15 protein-coding genes are annotated in these 16,376 nt (G+C 42.2%); 5 read left to right on the top strand and 10 right to left on the bottom strand.

Annotation, left to right across the window (positions count from 1 at the left end):
- Positions 1 to 302: 302 nt before the first annotated feature.
- Positions 303 to 2,414, top strand: a complete 2,112-nt coding sequence (uvrB, locus tag AK822_RS09680; protein WP_055123841.1) for an excinuclease ABC subunit UvrB — start codon at positions 303 to 305, stop codon at positions 2,412 to 2,414.
- Positions 2,415 to 2,490: 76 nt separating this feature from the next.
- Here the strand turns inward: uvrB and AK822_RS09675 are convergent, their stop codons facing one another.
- The gene (locus AK822_RS09675) at positions 2,491 to 3,045 is read right to left on the bottom strand and encodes a hypothetical protein (protein WP_060491485.1); all 555 of its coding nucleotides are present in this window, start codon (positions 3,043 to 3,045) and stop codon (positions 2,491 to 2,493) included.
- A gap of 397 nt (positions 3,046 to 3,442) precedes the next feature.
- On the opposite strand from AK822_RS09675, the gene AK822_RS09670 reads away from it, so the two are divergent.
- From AK822_RS09670 to AK822_RS09660, 3 genes are all read left to right on the top strand, one after another.
- A complete protein-coding gene (locus tag AK822_RS09670; protein ID WP_060491484.1) occupies positions 3,443 to 4,495 on the top strand; it encodes a pyridoxal phosphate-dependent aminotransferase in 1,053 nt (350 codons plus the stop codon).
- A gap of 546 nt (positions 4,496 to 5,041) precedes the next feature.
- Entirely contained in the window at positions 5,042 to 6,094 is a 1,053-nt protein-coding gene (locus tag AK822_RS09665; RefSeq protein ID WP_228139008.1) for a pyridoxal phosphate-dependent aminotransferase, read from the top strand.
- A gap of 277 nt (positions 6,095 to 6,371) precedes the next feature.
- On the top strand, positions 6,372 to 6,749 hold the full coding sequence (locus AK822_RS09660) for a hypothetical protein (protein WP_045445293.1): 378 nt from the start codon (positions 6,372 to 6,374) through the stop codon (positions 6,747 to 6,749).
- 153 nt (positions 6,750 to 6,902) lie between these two features.
- Here AK822_RS09660 and AK822_RS09655 read toward each other — a convergent pair whose 3' ends face one another.
- From AK822_RS09655 to AK822_RS09645, 3 genes are all read right to left on the bottom strand, one after another.
- A complete protein-coding gene (locus AK822_RS09655) occupies positions 6,903 to 7,292 on the bottom strand; it encodes a hypothetical protein (protein WP_060491483.1) in 390 nt (129 codons plus the stop codon).
- A gap of 196 nt (positions 7,293 to 7,488) precedes the next feature.
- On the bottom strand, positions 7,489 to 7,722 hold the full coding sequence (locus tag AK822_RS09650) for a hypothetical protein (protein WP_060491482.1): 234 nt from the start codon (positions 7,720 to 7,722) through the stop codon (positions 7,489 to 7,491).
- 257 nt (positions 7,723 to 7,979) lie between these two features.
- The gene (locus AK822_RS09645) at positions 7,980 to 8,495 is read right to left on the bottom strand and encodes a hypothetical protein (protein ID WP_055123847.1); all 516 of its coding nucleotides are present in this window, start codon (positions 8,493 to 8,495) and stop codon (positions 7,980 to 7,982) included.
- Positions 8,496 to 8,815: 320 nt separating this feature from the next.
- Here AK822_RS09645 and recJ point away from each other — a divergent pair, with 320 nt between their 5' ends.
- Positions 8,816 to 10,645: a single-stranded-DNA-specific exonuclease RecJ gene (gene recJ, locus AK822_RS09640; protein WP_060492261.1), complete on the top strand. Its 1,830-nt coding sequence runs from the start codon at positions 8,816 to 8,818 to the stop codon at positions 10,643 to 10,645.
- A gap of 73 nt (positions 10,646 to 10,718) precedes the next feature.
- Here the strand turns inward: recJ and AK822_RS09635 are convergent, their stop codons facing one another.
- The 6 genes from AK822_RS09635 to AK822_RS09605 all read right to left on the bottom strand — a co-directional run bounded on the left by AK822_RS09635 (position 10,719) and on the right by AK822_RS09605 (position 16,364).
- On the bottom strand, positions 10,719 to 11,384 hold the full coding sequence (locus AK822_RS09635; protein ID WP_060491481.1) for a trimeric intracellular cation channel family protein: 666 nt from the start codon (positions 11,382 to 11,384) through the stop codon (positions 10,719 to 10,721).
- 112 nt (positions 11,385 to 11,496) lie between these two features.
- Positions 11,497 to 12,132 carry a trimeric intracellular cation channel family protein gene (locus AK822_RS09630; protein WP_060491480.1) on the bottom strand — a complete coding sequence of 212 codons (636 nt, stop codon included), beginning with the start codon at positions 12,130 to 12,132 and terminating at the stop codon, positions 11,497 to 11,499.
- Between the two features lie 121 nt (positions 12,133 to 12,253).
- Positions 12,254 to 13,408, bottom strand: a complete 1,155-nt coding sequence (locus AK822_RS09625) for a multidrug resistance efflux transporter family protein (RefSeq protein ID WP_060491479.1) — start codon at positions 13,406 to 13,408, stop codon at positions 12,254 to 12,256.
- A gap of 61 nt (positions 13,409 to 13,469) precedes the next feature.
- On the bottom strand, positions 13,470 to 14,201 hold the full coding sequence (gene queE, locus AK822_RS09620; RefSeq protein WP_060491478.1) for a 7-carboxy-7-deazaguanine synthase QueE: 732 nt from the start codon (positions 14,199 to 14,201) through the stop codon (positions 13,470 to 13,472).
- A 241-nt stretch (positions 14,202 to 14,442) separates the two neighbouring features.
- The gene (gene dapD, locus AK822_RS09610) at positions 14,443 to 15,264 is read right to left on the bottom strand and encodes a 2,3,4,5-tetrahydropyridine-2,6-dicarboxylate N-succinyltransferase (protein ID WP_060491477.1); all 822 of its coding nucleotides are present in this window, start codon (positions 15,262 to 15,264) and stop codon (positions 14,443 to 14,445) included.
- 143 nt (positions 15,265 to 15,407) lie between these two features.
- Positions 15,408 to 16,364 carry an alpha/beta fold hydrolase gene (locus AK822_RS09605; RefSeq protein ID WP_060491476.1) on the bottom strand — a complete coding sequence of 319 codons (957 nt, stop codon included), beginning with the start codon at positions 16,362 to 16,364 and terminating at the stop codon, positions 15,408 to 15,410.
- Positions 16,365 to 16,376: the final 12 nt, after the last annotated feature.

Genomic DNA, 16,376 nt, shown 5'->3' with positions numbered 1-16,376 from the left:
CTACTTGTTGATTCGTTATAAATAATAGCAGCTTAAATGAAGATTGAAAGCCTCAAGCGTTAGGCTTTATTAGGTGGTCGTGTAATGAGTTTGTTAATCATGAAAAGCTTTGTAAATTTAGTAGTTGCTGTGTGCGTTTTTTATAACGAAGGTACTATTTATTCGTTATAAATAGGGCGCGTGACGTCATGTCTAGATGCTAATATTGTAAGAGAAGATGACAAGATAAAACCCTTAATTACCTTTAAAAACCCTAGCTTAGACCCCACATTGTTATAAACCTTCAGAAGAAGAAAGCCATTATGCGAATGCCTGAACCGCGCTCGTCGCGTCAGTTAAATCAATTGGCCACTCAGCTACAGGGCGAAGCTGAAATTAGTGGTGTCAATGCGTCTGGGACGCAAATATCAAGTCGTGCTTTTGAGATGGTCACCGAATTTGAGCCAGCAGGAGATCAACCCCAAGCGATTAAAAAGCTCGTCAACGGTATTAATTCTGGTATGGATGAGCAGTTACTTCTGGGAGTGACGGGCTCTGGTAAGACCTATACTATGGCAAAGGTCATCTCTGAGACGCAGCGTCCAACTATTATTATGGCTCATAACAAAACGCTTGCCGCGCAGTTATATGGTGAATTTAAATCGTTCTTTCCAAATAACGCGGTTGAGTATTTCGTCAGCTATTATGACTATTATCAGCCGGAAGCCTATGTCGCGGCAAGTGATACCTTTATCGAAAAAGACAGTGCCATCAACGATCATATCGATCAGATGCGTCTGTCAGCGACGCGAGCACTATTAGAGCGCCGTGACGCGATTATTGTTGCCTCGGTATCGTGCATTTATGGTTTGGGTGATCCAGAAAGTTATTTAAAAATGCTGCTGCACGTCGTCGTTGGGGACAAAATCGATCGCACTGCTACCATTAAACGTCTCGTTGAAATGCAATATACGCGCAATGAGCTAGACTTTGGACGCGGTACGTATCGGCTGCGTGGCGAGCTGTTAGATATTTATCCTGCTGAGTCTGAGCAGCTGGCGGTACGTGTGCATTTATTTGATAATGAAGTGGAGAAAATTACTTGGTTTGATCCATTAACAGGTAAGACGGTACGTAGCGTGCCACGTATTACTATCTATCCAAAATCACACTATGTGACGCCGCGTAATAAACTAGAAGCGGCTAGTCATACGATTCGCGCTGAGCTTGAGCCGCGCTTAGAATATTTCCGCGATAATAATAAATTGATTGAAGCACAGCGTCTCAAAGAGCGTACCCAGTATGACCTTGAGATGATTCAACAGCTTGGCTACTGTAACGGTATCGAAAACTATTCGCAGCATCTCTCTGGTCGTCCATCAGGGGAAGCGCCACCGACCTTGTTTGATTATATTCCAGAAGATGCGCTACTGTTCCTCGATGAGTCGCACGTCACCGTATCACAAATTGGCGCGATGTATAAAGGCGATAGATCGCGCAAAGAAAACTTGGTCAATTACGGCTTTCGTCTGCCAAGTGCCATGAATAATCGCCCGATGAAGTTTGAAGAGTGGGAGCGTATCAAGCCTAAGACTATTTATGTGAGTGCCACGCCTGCATTGTATGAGCTTGAGCACAGCGAGCAAGTCGTCGAGCAAGTCGTGCGTCCAACGGGTTTGATTGACCCTGAGATTGAGATTCGTCCTGTATTGACGCAGGTCGATGATGTGTTATCAGAGATTACCAAGCGCCGAGAAAAAGATGAGCGCGTGCTGATTACCACGTTGACTAAGCGCATGTCAGAGGATTTGACCAGTTATCTAAAAGAGTACGATGTCAAAGTGGCCTATCTGCATTCAGACATCGATACCGTTGAGCGGATGCAGATTATTCATGAATTGCGGACTGGCGTGCATGATGTATTGGTCGGTATCAACCTATTGCGTGAAGGGTTAGATATGCCCGAAGTGTCATTGGTTGCGATATTTGATGCTGATAAAGAAGGTTTCTTGCGGTCTGAGCGCGCACTTATTCAGACCATTGGTCGTGCTGCGCGTCATATTAATGGTAAAGCCATTCTGTATGCGGATCGTATTACCAACAGTATGCAAAAGGCGATAGACGAGACCGATCGTCGCCGTGAAAAACAAGTGGCATTTAACCTTGAACACAACATCACGCCAAAAGGGGCACGTCGCAGTATCACCGATAAAATCGATACGGGTGACGATCAGAATGCCAATGACAATCAAGTGATTCCAATCAAGAGCAATCTGCCTGATGTTGATATTAGCATCTTACGCAGTCCTGATTTGCTGGCGAAAGAAATCAACCGTCTTGAAAAGCTGATGAAGCAAATGTCACGTGATTTGAAGTTTGAAGATGCGGCGAAAACGCGTGATAAAGTGCTAGAGTTAAAAGCGCATTTGATTTAGATGGTAAGATTTAGAATATAAAAACAGTAGGCGGGTTAACAGATAGTTAGCTCGCTTTTTTTACTTAATAAATATATTAGATCTGATTTGATTTTCTAAATAGTTCTTTTCTGAATTTACCTAGCTGTACTGTCCATTCACAACACAAATCATGAAGTTGGTGCGCTAATGGACGACAACATTCAGGGGTAAAGAATTCAGGATTTGTATATTCCAAAAAATTACCATGGCAAAGATTGTGTCTTATCCGCACTATTTCCACATCAGTTTTATTTGGTTTTTTAGAGTTTAAATTGTCCAAAAACAGACTTTCTTCTGGAAAGGCTAGGGCTTCTATAGGCAGCCCATTATTTTGAGCTGCTAGTAACAGGCTATTGCTTAAAGTAGGTATGTTATCAAGTTCAGTTACTATATATGGCTTTTTAATTTGAGACATAGTTATTCTGAGAGAAGCTTCAATGCCATTTATAAAGCTTGTGCAAGCTGGTAAATAGAGCTCGGAGTCCAATGCCGAAAGTGCTTGAGTAAATAACCAGTGAACTTCAGCACCTAAATTATGATTCAAGAAGAAGAATTTTCTTTCATGTTCTATGCGTATTTTTTGCAAGTAAGACTCTTCTTCGCTCATCATTTCATATGCTCCCTTCATACTTATATATTTCAAAAAATTCATGTGGTCATAACAAATTATAACTATTATATACTCGCTAGTATTAAACGTAGCTTTAAATTTGCTAACTTAAGGCAGGTAGCTGCTCTATATATAAAATCAAAAGGCTGAACGATCATAGCTTGAAAGCATTTTTTTGGTAATTTGCGTCCTATTTTTCATAGCAGTATAGGTGACAACAAATGACTGTCTGTTGTGTTGGACTAATATTAGGATTAAAAGGAAGTGCTTTATAGGTATGGATTAATAACTAATAATTGGTTGTATCAAAACTTGTGTTTATACCAAATGCCCCTTAATATGATATCAATGAGCAATATGAACTTATAACAACGGACGTTGAGGCACATAATCCATCATGCAAAATAACAAATTCTTAGAATTAAATGCGAATGAAAACTCACTAGGCATGGCAGATTCTGCCAAACAAGCCATTATAGAGTCTTTAGGTGAGGGCTTTCGTTATCCAGATAATCCACGCGCGGCGCTCATTAGCAAAATTGCCACCATCCATGGTGTGGCAGAAAACCAAATCTCCTTAGGCAATGGCTCGACTGAAAATATTCGAGCTACCTTACAAATGTTGCAAAACAAAGCATTAAAAGAGGGCAAGCAGTTTCAAATGGTGATTCCTGTGCCAACGTTTGATTGTGCAGAGATGTATGCAAATTCCATTGGCGTGCCTGTGGTCAAGATACCATTAACCGCTGAAAACTATGATTATGATTTTGATGAACTGCAAAAAGCAGCTGACGATTTTGATGGCATCAGCCTACTTTATATTTGCAATCCGAACAATCCAACTGGCATCATTACATCAACTTCAAGGCTTAAAACTTGGATAAGTAATGCACCAGATAGCCATTACTTTTTATTAGATCAAGCTTACTTAGAGTACGTATCAGATCCAAGCTTTGAGAGCGGTATTGAGTGGGTGAAACAAGGGTTATCCGACAATCTTATTGTTATCCATACTTTCTCAAAGTTATGTGCCTTAGCAGGTATGCGAGTGGGCTACGCAGTTTCTAACCCGCAAGCAATCGAGGCTGTCGAAGCGTTTATGTCTATGGACAACACCAACTTGTCAGGTGCGGTTGCTGCTATTGCGACGTTAAATGATGCCAAGTTTTTAGCGCTAAGTTTGCGCAATACCAATCAGTCGCGCCAGATGATTGAGGCAGTATTAAATGATCTTGGATTGCGTTATTTACCTTCACAGACCAATTTTATTTTTCATGAAATAAAAGGTGATTTAAAAACTTATATCGATAGAATGCGCGACCATGGCATCAAGGTTGGTCGCGAGTTCCTACCTGTTACAGGGTTCAATCGCTTGACGCTTGGCACGCCTGACGAGATGGCAGAATTTATTAAAGTATTAAAGCTGTTCCGTGAAAAAGGCTGGGTCTAAGTAGTGCATTACAAAATTGCTAATTTGAAATATCGATAAACTAGCAAGACTAGGGCGTGTCCTCAATTCAATCGATTACTTGCTAAATGGGCTAAAAATGGCTAAATTTTGCCAAACATCGTCAAATAGCTTTTTAATATCTCGATATTATTTGCGCTACTTTCCTTGTTTGACGGCAATTTATCTCATGTTTATCACCATTTTTAAAATGAGGACACGCCCTAGTATTAGCAAAAATGCTAAGAATTTTACAAAGTGAGCTGCCTATAGGGTGGCTCTTTTTTATTTAATAGATACTATCAATAAATGAGCATCTTACTCATAACAGCTGCTAACGAGTTTCATCGCTCAGAGCGCTTATAATCAGGGTAGATGCCACTTACCATAACCATTATTATCAGAAGGCATCTCACCATCCATATATAAACCTTACTAAATAATCAGAGTAGCAAAAAGACGAGCACAAGTGCTACGTCCGCTGGCTGAGCGAGTTTGATATTATTCATCGCATATTTGGTATGGGTATCAATTAGGCGTATTACTATTGTGCTTACCAATCCATTAATAGAATTAAACTCTAACGAAAACTCACTGGGTATGGCAGACTCTGCCAAAAAAGCGGTTATCGATGCTTTAGACATCGGCTTTCGTTATCCAGATGACCAGCGTGCAGCCTTAATCACTAAAGTTGCGAAAATTAATGACGTGACTGAAAGTCAAATATCTCTAGGCAGTGGCTCCAGTGAGAATATCCGCACCGTCGTACAAATGCTGCAAAACAAAGCGTTAAGGGAAGGCAGAAATTTTCAAGTAATTGTGCCGCACCCAACCTTTGCTTATGCGGAACTATATGCAACCTCTATCAATGTGCCCGTGGTAAAAGTAGCACTGATGCCTGAAAGCTATTCTTTTGATTTACAAAATATGCAAAAAGTGGCTAATGATTTTGATGGTATAAGCTTGTTTTATCTCTGCAATCCCAACAATCCTACAGCGACGATTACTAACACAGATGAGTTAAAAGCGTGGGTAGGAACGGCACCAGACCATCATTATTTCTTGCTAGATGAAGCCTACTCAGAATATGTCACTGACCCAAGTTTTGAGAGTGGGATTGCGTGGATAAGAGAGCAGCGCTCAGACAATATTATCGTGGTTCGGACTTTCTCCAAACTGTGTGCGCTAGCGGGTATGCGTGTCGGCTATGCCGTTGCCAGTCCGCAAATGATCACTGAGCTAGAGGCGTTTATCTCAGTAGATAATACCAATCTGTCTGGTGCTGTCGCTGCGATAGCAACCTTGGATGATGAGGCATTTTTGGCGTTGAGTTTGCATACTGCCAATCAATCGCGTCAGCTGGTTGAGCAGACGTTGGATGAGCTTGGACTACGCTACTTACCATCACAAGCCAGCTTTATATTTCACGAAATCAAGGGCGATGTACAAACCTATATCGATAGAATGTGCGACCATGGCATCGCTGTTGGTCGCGAGTTTGCGCCTATCACTGGCTTTAATCGCTTGACGCTTGGCAGAGCTGATGAGATGGCAGTGTTTGTTGAGGTGTTGAAATCGTTTCGTGAGAAAAGCTGGGTGTGATTAAGCCAGATAGAGTAGTTTCATCATTAGAAAAGGGGAGTTGCCTAGTTTGCCACTTCCTTTGTTTATTGCAATAGGATTAAGGAGCTACAGCTAACATTCTATTTTTACCAACATCAAACGCAGTTTTACATATCCTGTCTTAAAAAATATCACGTCATCTTATAGTATTGATTCATAAAGCACGAATGAACAAGCATGCAGTCGAATGCCTGGTAATAGTCATAAAATCAGGCGTGCTAACGTATATTATAATTTTAAGGTCAGGGATATATCCATGTTTGATATCAAATCATTTTTTAAGAGAGAAGTAGAAAAAAAACTCATCAATGTAGACGATTATATTTTTATGCCTGAGCGAGTAGAGATGGAGCTAGAGGGCGGAGTATTAAATTGTGTACTCAACAGTGATGGTCGAGTCGATATTTTTTATAGTAAGCAAGGCGTGACAGAGGTCGGCTCGGCATCACGTAAGCATCCCTTTACGGCATTCGAAACTGAATTATATCATGGCGTTTATGATGACGTTATTAATGATTTGATCAAAGAAGTAGACAAGATTATTGATAGCTCTTCTAAGTATTTTAGTCGCAGCAAAATACTGCCTTTTACAGCAGCGCTGTCACAGAGTCCAGTTGACAAAAACAAGTTCTAAGCCAAGTTAATAAGATAAGTGGATGGTACAAAGACTTAGCAATAAAAAGGGTGCGTTATTTATAACGCACCCTTTTTATGGTTTTATTTTAATGTCTTAAAACTTGAATGTTGTACAACTATATCTACTGTACATCAGTAGATATATCATATTTTATTTCATAAAACTGGTATAGCAGCTTTGTAGAGATTTTGCGACGACTTTCGTGACCAGCTGTGTGCGATATTGCGAATCGATAGCAGCATTGCCCAATTCAACGAGTGTCACTTGCTGCGGCGCTTGCTCACTAACGCAGCCACAGACGTTGGTTTTAACAGTTTCTTCCTGAGCATCAGTCATCGCAATACTAGCAACCTGCCATGCAGTTTGCTTTTCAATCTGACTGCGGCATTGGTTATCAATCGCTGATTTAAAGACATTCATACCAATCTCATTTGCAGTACCGATAGCAGTACCTGCATTATTATTCATGCCACCAGTCGTTGTGCATCCAGATAGAGCGAGGGTAGCGAGCATAGCCGTTGATATTAAGATTTTTTTCATGGGTCTGATCCTTTAATATTTTCATTGGTTTTAAGGTTTATGCTTAATAGAAACTGGCATTTGGTACGAGTTGATGTTTGCTAGTTGACATGTATTTTCTCCAAGCAGGTCGTATATTATCAGCAAAATCAGTGCATGACATTATTAACCACTACTAGCACAGAATGAAGCCATTTTTTATAGAGGATCGATATTATCAATCCAGCCACGCATAAGGGTGATAATATGCATAGGCTTTATAAACAATATAACCAGCAATCATCAATAAACCACCGACGATAAATAACCAAGTGGTGAGGTGTTCCCACGAACAACCATCAAAACGGTGATTAAACGCCGCAGAAATACTGGCGATGAAAAGAATGATGCAACCCAATAGCAATATCAGTGTTGACGTGAGCTCATAACTATCTACGCTAAAGTGCAGCATACAAGAATCCATGAATAAAATTTATCTTACTTTAACGAGTTCATTAACCGAGAGAGGTGAAATATTCATGAAGTATTGCTATATTTGGTGGTGATTTTTGCCATTTTCCACTGTTAATGCTATTTAGCTTAATAGCATTCTGCGCAAAGCAGCCGATTCAAACCCATATATACGTAACTCAGCACAAAAAAACCAGCTAAGGCAATGGCTCTTAGCTGGTTTTATTTTATAAAGTTGATGTCAGTTTTTTAACTGTTTTAGACATTTTTACCGTGTTGCTTTTGCTGAATATCTTTTGCAAGCTTGTAACACTCATTGATGTGGTCATTGGCGATTTTTTTGAAAATCATATAGCCCATTGTAGCAGCAACCATTTGACCCCCTAGTGGGATAAATTTCGTTACTTGTTTAGCAGCGATACGACCACCGAAGCCTTGTACGGTCTTTTTAACAATACCACGTGTCGCCATCAACCCTGCAAAATCGACAGTACGATCTTTTAATGCGCCCCAATGAATGGCTCGTGATTCTAAATCAACTGCTGCCTTACGGTCTTCAAGTAAGCCAAATCGTTCGCTAATGTCAGGTAATAGTTGAGTAAGCATACCTGCATCTACTGCAACATCAAAAAATGGCACAGGAACGATGGCAACACCAGCAGAATATTTGGCGCGTTTTTTAACCAACTTTTGACATTCCTTTTTTACTTGTTCGAGATCCAAGCTAGGGTCAATGGTATTTGGTAGTTTTTCAGCCAGTGGTGTGGTTTTCATAAAACATCCTTATAAATGGTTAAAATAAAAAATCAAATAAAAAATCTCAATAGATAGCAAGTATCTCAGTTGTTTACCATTTTATGGATTTCTGAGCGGCATACAATCATTGCTTTGTAGCAAAATGCAGAAAAATGCAGTCGCTATGCACCGTTTTTGTAAATGAAATATTATGCGTATAATATGCACAGAGTATGAATTATTTGCTCCATGCTAGTATTAAAATATGGCTTATCACAATGTACTGCAACAAAAAACGATAAACCAAGCCACCAAAAATTGTCATTGTGACCCTCTGCCAAAGCCAGTAGAATATGCACATGCTAAATTTAACCCCCCGTTATACCAGCACTCGCATCGACGAGTTGCCCGCCGCGCTGCAACCACTTGCCGCCCAATCATTGACGCTTGCCCGCTTATACGCAGGTCGCGGCATTACTCAGCCTGATGAGCTAGAGACGCAACTTTCTGCGCTATTGCCAGCTGAAATGCTACATGGTGTCACAGGAGCAGTGCGTCTGTTAGACGTCGCCATCGATGACGGTCAGCGTATCCTTATCGTGGGCGATTTTGACTGTGATGGTGCGACCAGTACCGCATTGATGATGCGCGCGCTCACAAAAATGGGCGCAGTCGTTGACTTTTTAGTGCCCGACCGTTTTAAGTACGGCTATGGTTTGACACCAGAAATTGTCGAATTGGGTATTGAGAAATATCATCCTGAGGTGATAGTGACCGTCGATAACGGTATCTCAAGCCATGAAGGCGTGGCACGTGCGCAAGCCGATGGCATCACCGTGATTATTACTGATCATCATTTGACGACTAAAGAAACACCGCCTGCGGAGGCTGTGGTTAATCCCAATCAGCTCGATTGTCACTTTAGCAGTAAAGCGCTCGTAGGGGTGGGTGTGGCATTTTATGTGCTTGGACGCTTAGCCAAGCTGCGCCGCGAAGCCGGTAAATCTACCGTGCAAGTGAGTCAATATTTGGATTTGGTGGCATTAGGGACGATTGCTGACGTTGGGGTGCTTGATAAAAACAATCGCATTTTAGTGCATCATGGACTGGCGGCTATCCGCCAAGGGCGCTGCTCGCTCGGTATCTTGGCACTCCTTGAACAAGCAGGGCGGGATTCTAAGCAGTTGCAGGCACAGGATTTTGGGTTTGTCTTAGGACCTCGTATCAACGCCGCTGGTCGTATGGACAATATGCGCATCGGTATTGAGTGTTTGTTGACGGATGACTGGAGTACGGCGCAGCGTTTGGCGCAAGAGCTTGAGCAGTTAAACCGGACGCGTCGACAGGTAGAAGGTGAGATGCGCGCGCAAGCGGATAGCATCGTACAGACATTAGCCGCTGCTGATACAGACGTGGACGATGAGGCTACGGCGGATAACAATGAAAGCGGCGATATTATTGTTCAAAATAGATCTGAGAAAAAGACGAATAATAATCATAAACGCAGTATCGTTTTATACCAAGATGATTGGCATCAAGGCGTCATCGGCATCGTCGCTGGACGGTTAAAAGAAAGTCATTATTTGCCAAGTATCGTTTTTGCACCCGCGAATACAGAGCGTACTGCTGAAGATGACCTTATCAAAGGCTCGGCGCGTTCTATCGCTGGCGTGCACATTCGTGATGCGATTGAGCAGGTTGCCGAGCGCCATCCTGATTTAATCAGTCATTTTGGTGGTCATGCGATGGCAGCAGGCTTAACGATCAAACGTCGTAACTTTGATGGGTTTGTTATGGCTTTTAATGACGTCATGGCACAGATGGATAATGAGGTGTTTGCTGAGCAAAAATTCACTGATGGCGCGTTGCAGGCGAGTGACTTTAGCTTGTGGTTTGCTGAACACTTAGCTGATGCCAATATTTGGGGTCATGGCTTTGCACCGCCAATATTTGACGGGGTCTTTGAAGTGTTAAGCTTTAAGATATTAAAAGACAAGCACCTTAAACTGTCGCTGCGTTACCCTGATGTGCAATATCCGATTGAAGCAATTTATTTTAACTTTGATAGCGAGATATGGGATTATCGTGCAGAAAAAGTGCATGTATTATTTCAGCTAGACATCAACGAGTGGAACGGCAAACAAAGTCTACAATTGATGATAAGGGATTTAGCAGTCGTACAGGAATGATGGCATTATCTTATTATAAGATACTCAACCAGTAGCAAATATAGCGTCGACTTTGTTTAAGGTTGACGCTTTTTTAGTATTTCCATTCGATGGTTGGAAACTGCCAGTCATAACGAATAGCGAGCATGCGTAAGGTAAAAATCGTACCCATAGTAGCGATGTCAGCAATCCAAGCTGTCACACCCAGATTGTGTAGTGCAAAATAGAGGATGCCGCCAACCAAGGCTGCCGAAATATAAATCTCTTGCTGCAACACCAGCGGAATCTCATTGCAGATCATATCGCGGATGATACCGCCGACAATAATGGTGATCACCCCAAGTAATAATGCCACGGGCACATTTGCACCCATACTATCGGCAACCTTGATACCGATTAAGGTAAAAACTGACAGTCCAATAGTATCTGAGAGTTTGAGGAACTTATTAACGCGTTTAGAGTTGGGGTGAAAGAATATTTGCATCACTAATGAAGAGATGGTGATAACAGTCAGGTAGCTCATATCCACCATCCAAAATAGGGGATGGCGATCTAAAATGACATCACGCACAGTGCCGCCACCGATAGCGGTGACAATAGACACCAGTAAACAACCAAAAACATCGAAATTTTTATGTTTTGCCAGTATCGTGCCTGAAATACTACAAGCGATAATACCAATCATATCAAAAAGATAAATGAGAGAGCGTGGGTCAAACGTAGTGATTAGTGCTGAAGGGTTCAATGCGATAGCCAGCATGAGCAAGTCTCACTAAGTTTGTATGATGATTGTCTGATTATTTTTAGCCCATTTAGAAAGTAAACGATAGAATTGAGGACACGCCCTAGTGTTTAAACCATATGAATCGGTCTTATTTTACCAAACGTATAGAAGGCAGGTGCCAATCAAAACGCAATGCTAGCATCCGTACAGCAAAGATAACGCCCAGCATAATAAATTCATTCAATCCAGCATCTACACCCAAACGGTCAAGCAGCAGATAATTGATCGAACCTACAATACTAGCAGAGATATAAATCTCGCGTTGAAGTAACAGTGGTATCTCATTACAGATGATATCGCGTAGCAGACCACCAATAATAGCCGTCCAAACCCCCATCATAATAGCGATAATAGCTGACATATCTTGTGTCAATGCTATCTTAAAACCAATCACGCTAAAAGCCGCTAACCCAATGGCATCAAACAGCTTCAATGCCTTATCAATCTTATGATACAGATGAAAGAATATTTGTAAAATAAGCGATGTCACTGTGATGACGATCACATAATTGAGGTCAGTCATCCAAAAGAGCGGATGACGGTCTAGCGCCATATCACGTAGTGTACCGCCGCCGATAGCATTGACCATCGCAACCAAGATACAGCCAGCAATATCAAAGCCTTTGTGCTGTGCCAGCAGTGTACCTGCGATCGCACAAGCAATCACACCAACCATATCTAATAAATATAATAAAATATCAGGAAAAATTAAATCATTAACCATGATTATATTACCAATATAATGGCCATCAAAATAGATTGGCTGGGCTGGGCTGGACTAGTTTGGTTTTGAAGTTGTTTATATCAATAATTTAAATAGAGTTAACCTAACTTTAGGTAGTAGTTTAGCCATCTTTTGCAAATAGAATAAGCCCAACGATAATCAGAGCAATACCTATTAAGCCCATAGCTGATGGCAGGGTATTATTGAGCAATAGCATACCGCCAATTAAGGCAAATATCACTTCACTTGCCTGAGTGGCATCAACCCCAGCCACTTCGCTTGAAGTTTCCGCTTTTTCACGGGCATATAAAAAGATACTGGTTGCCGCCACACCTGCCAATAAAGCCACAAGTAAGGTATTGAATACCTGTTTAGTATCAGGCAAATCCGGATGAACGACAAGACCCAAAACCAACCAAAATGGCAGACTGCCCAAGGTCATTAACCATACTTTGTTAAAGGCATTTTGTAGGAGGGTGGTTTTGATAGCAGGTATACGTGCGATTAAAGTTTGCAGCAAAGAGCTCGGCAAGGTTTGAGTGGGGTGGTTAAGGTTTAAGGAATCGACCGCGTCCGCCGTATAACTCATATCGGCTGACAACGCAGGTGCTTCTGTAATAAGTGAGGTTGTTTTTTTACTAATCTCGTTGGCTTGGATATCAATTTTTTGAGTGCTAGTAGGCGCGGCATTACGCTTGCGAGCGTTGTAAGATACCTGCCAAACCAACTGGTTACCAATGGGATAGCTAAAGGCAGCTACTAGGGCAGGCACGGCACCATAAAGCAGCATATCTTTCATAGGCACTGCATCAGCATCTAGCAAAGAAGCAGCATGCAGTCCTTCACTGATATTGACCAGTACCACGCCAGCAAATACTAATAACGCATATGCAATGAATTTTTTATCAAAACGTTGTCCGAATGCTAGCAAAACGAGTAGGCTTGCGACCACTGTAAACATAAAGGTCGCGGCGACTACCCAGCCTGCGACATGATCAGCCGCGTAGCATATTCCTGTATAAAAAATTCCAAAACCAATACTGCCCGTAATACACCAAAAGCCCCAATGTTGACGGAATATAGTCATCAGCTCTGTAATACGCCCAAAACCATGCTGCATAATTATAATAGCCGTGAGTATTAGCCACATAAATGCATAGCGAAGGCTAGCTGACCAAAACCAATGCCCACCAGCCGCACTCATAACTTCGTTTAACACAAACGTCGAGCTAAAAAATGCCCCCGATAATAAGCCCAATAAAATGAGTTTGACCATACCTATATTCCTATCCTTGGGTCGCTATTTATGTTGAATATCCATTTAGATGATTGGGCTATTATTTGCCTTTAGCATCTGCCCAGATGATTTTATGCAGTTGCAATTGGAAGCGTACGGGCAGAGCGTCAGCCAACATCCACTCTGCGAGTTCGCGCGCCAACAAAGGTACATCGGGGCTGCCGTCGTCGCCGATATCCTCTGCGACATTAAACATCGGAGAGAACCAAACCGTTCCGACCAAATCGTTTAGCTCATGCTCGATCAACATAGCTTTTGCCCAGTCGTAATCAGTACGGTTCATGATGACAAACTTGATTTGGTCATGCTGAGTGAGGTGGTCGAGATTTGACCATAGATTCTTATCGACTTCGCCTGAGCTTGGCGTTTTGAGATCCATGACTTTACTGACCGCTTTTGGCACGTTTGCTACCGTGAGCGCGCCTGCGGTTTCAAGCGAGATTTCATAACCGTCGCTCAGTAAGCGCTTCATTAGTTCAATGGCGTTCGGCTGAGCTAAAGGCTCTCCGCCAGTCAGACAAATACGCTTGCAAGGATAGCTTTTGATGGTCTCTATAATGGTTTCTAGCGACTGCCGCTCGCCGCCAGTAAAGGCGTATTCAGTATCGCAATAGACACAGCGAAGTGGACAGCCAGTCAAGCGTACAAATATCGTTGGCAAGCCTGAGGTCAGCGCTTCACCTTGCAAAGAATAAAAGATTTCTGTCAAACGTAGACCCGCTTCAGGATCAGTGACAGGAATGGCGGCGGTGCGTAATAGTGATTCACTCATAATATGTCAAATACAGTTAAAGATTGCTAATGGGATGAGGCATTTATCAATGGTAATAAAAAGGCAAGTTCTGGTATGGGCGTTTTGCGTTTGGATAAAGCCAAACCAAAAAAAGGGATTATAACGCACCACCCTCTATTAAGCTGCAAAAAAGACGCTGAAGTTTTCTTCAGCGTCTTTAATAAAGAGGATCTGTCGCTGTCCGTACGGTTTGGGTACGAAACTCTAAGTATCAAAAATACTAAGCTAAACGTAATAACTCATTGACTGATGTTTTAGCGCGGGTTTGTGCATCGACTTTTTTGACGATGATAGCAGCATATAAGCTATGCGTACCATCTTCTGATGGCAAGCTACCCGGTACGACAACAGAGCCTGCTGGTACACGGCCACGATGAATTTCACCCGTTTCGCGATCATAAATGCGCGTTGATTGACCAATAAATACACCCATCGAGATAACAGCGCCTTCTTCGACGATTACGCCTTCAACGATTTCAGAACGTGCACCGATGAAGCAATTGTCTTCGATGATAGTTGGATTCGCTTGTAATGGCTCTAATACGCCGCCGATACCAACGCCACCTGATAAATGGACGTTTTTGCCAATTTGGGCACATGAACCCACGGTCGCCCACGTATCTACCATCGCGCCTTGATCGACATACGCGCCGATGTTGACATACGACGGCATCAATACCGCGCCTGCTGCGATGAACGAGCCTTTACGAGCAACAGCGGGTGGTACAACACGTACGCCTGATTCTTTGAACTGTGCTTCGGTCCAGTTGGCAAACTTAGTCGGAACTTTGTCATAGAATTGCACATGTTCGCCCGCTGCCTGAACATAGTTGTCGTTTAAGCGAAAAGAGAGCAAAACGGCTTTTTTTGCCCATTGATTGACGACCCATTCGCCATCCTTTTTTTCTGCAACGCGCAATGTGCCGTTATCTAGTTGCTCAAGCACTTGATTAATAGCATCACGCACGTCTTGTGGCATCGTGCTTGGGCTGTATTCATTGCGTTTTTCAAAGGCTTGTTCGATGGTTTGTTGTAATGACATAAAGGTTCCTAAAGTTAGTGGAAGGTAAAGCATATATTATCGTTAAATAACTCGCATGACTTGGCGTAAAAACTTGCTTACCGTATTGTCGCTAATTTGGCGACTTTTAGCAAACGAGTTAACCGCCAAGATGAGCGCTGCTGTTAATTGTCTGAGCTATGGCTTTCTATCCATTCTAAGATATCTTCATAAACGGTTTGGTGGTCTTTTTCATGCAAAGGCTCATGACGCATGTTTGGGTAGAGTTGGATATCTACTTGACTGAAATTTTGCTTGTTTAAGCGCGTGACAATTTTGCGGATGCCGTTACCCATATCTCCAATAGGATCATCTTCGCCGCTGATAAATAGCATCGGGAAGTTTTTTGGAATAGTCATTGCCCAGCCTTTGTTTAAGCCAGTTTCCATCAGAAAGAATAATGTCATAAAGCCATTATTGGTGAAATCAAAGCCCGTTAAGGGATCTGCTTCATAGGCTTCAATGGCGGCAGGATTTTCAGTTAACCATGCAAATTCTGATGAAGAGATGCGATCTTCAAGCTTACTATTCAAGACTTTATTCATCACCTTGGCAAACATTGCATTTGGTTTTTTGGGTGCTACTTTTGCCAGTACTTTATTGACTGGGAGTAGTACTTTAGTCAAGGGGTTGGCATCTGCTGTACCCATCAAAATAGCACCTGTAAAATTGTGTGCATGGTGCTTTAGGACATTACGCACAATAAACGAGCCCATAGAGTGACCCATTACAAAGTGTGGCACGTCAGGATGGCGGTTTTTTAAGCTATCTGCCATGACAATGACGTCTTTTAGCAGGGACTGTACTGGATGCTCTTCACCAAAAAAACCTAAATCTGCTGATGTTTTGACGGTCTTTCCATGTCCCAAATGGTCATAAGTTGCCACTGCGATACCATTATCCGCTAAAAACTGAGCGAAGTCTGCGTAACGTCCGCTATGCTCTGCCATACCGTGGACAATCAGTAACGTGGCTTTTACCGCTGTGTTTTCATGGCTTGGTTCAAAAAAATCATGATGCAAGTAATGAATATTATCGGAAGAGAGAATGTGGTCGTTACCTGTATCGGTGTTGGTACTCATATAGGGTTCCTT

It is taken from the genome of Psychrobacter sp. P11F6 (assembly GCF_001435295.1).
In the GTDB taxonomy this organism is placed as follows: domain Bacteria; phylum Pseudomonadota; class Gammaproteobacteria; order Pseudomonadales; family Moraxellaceae; genus Psychrobacter.
This window is presented reverse-complemented; position numbering and strand designations above follow the sequence as displayed.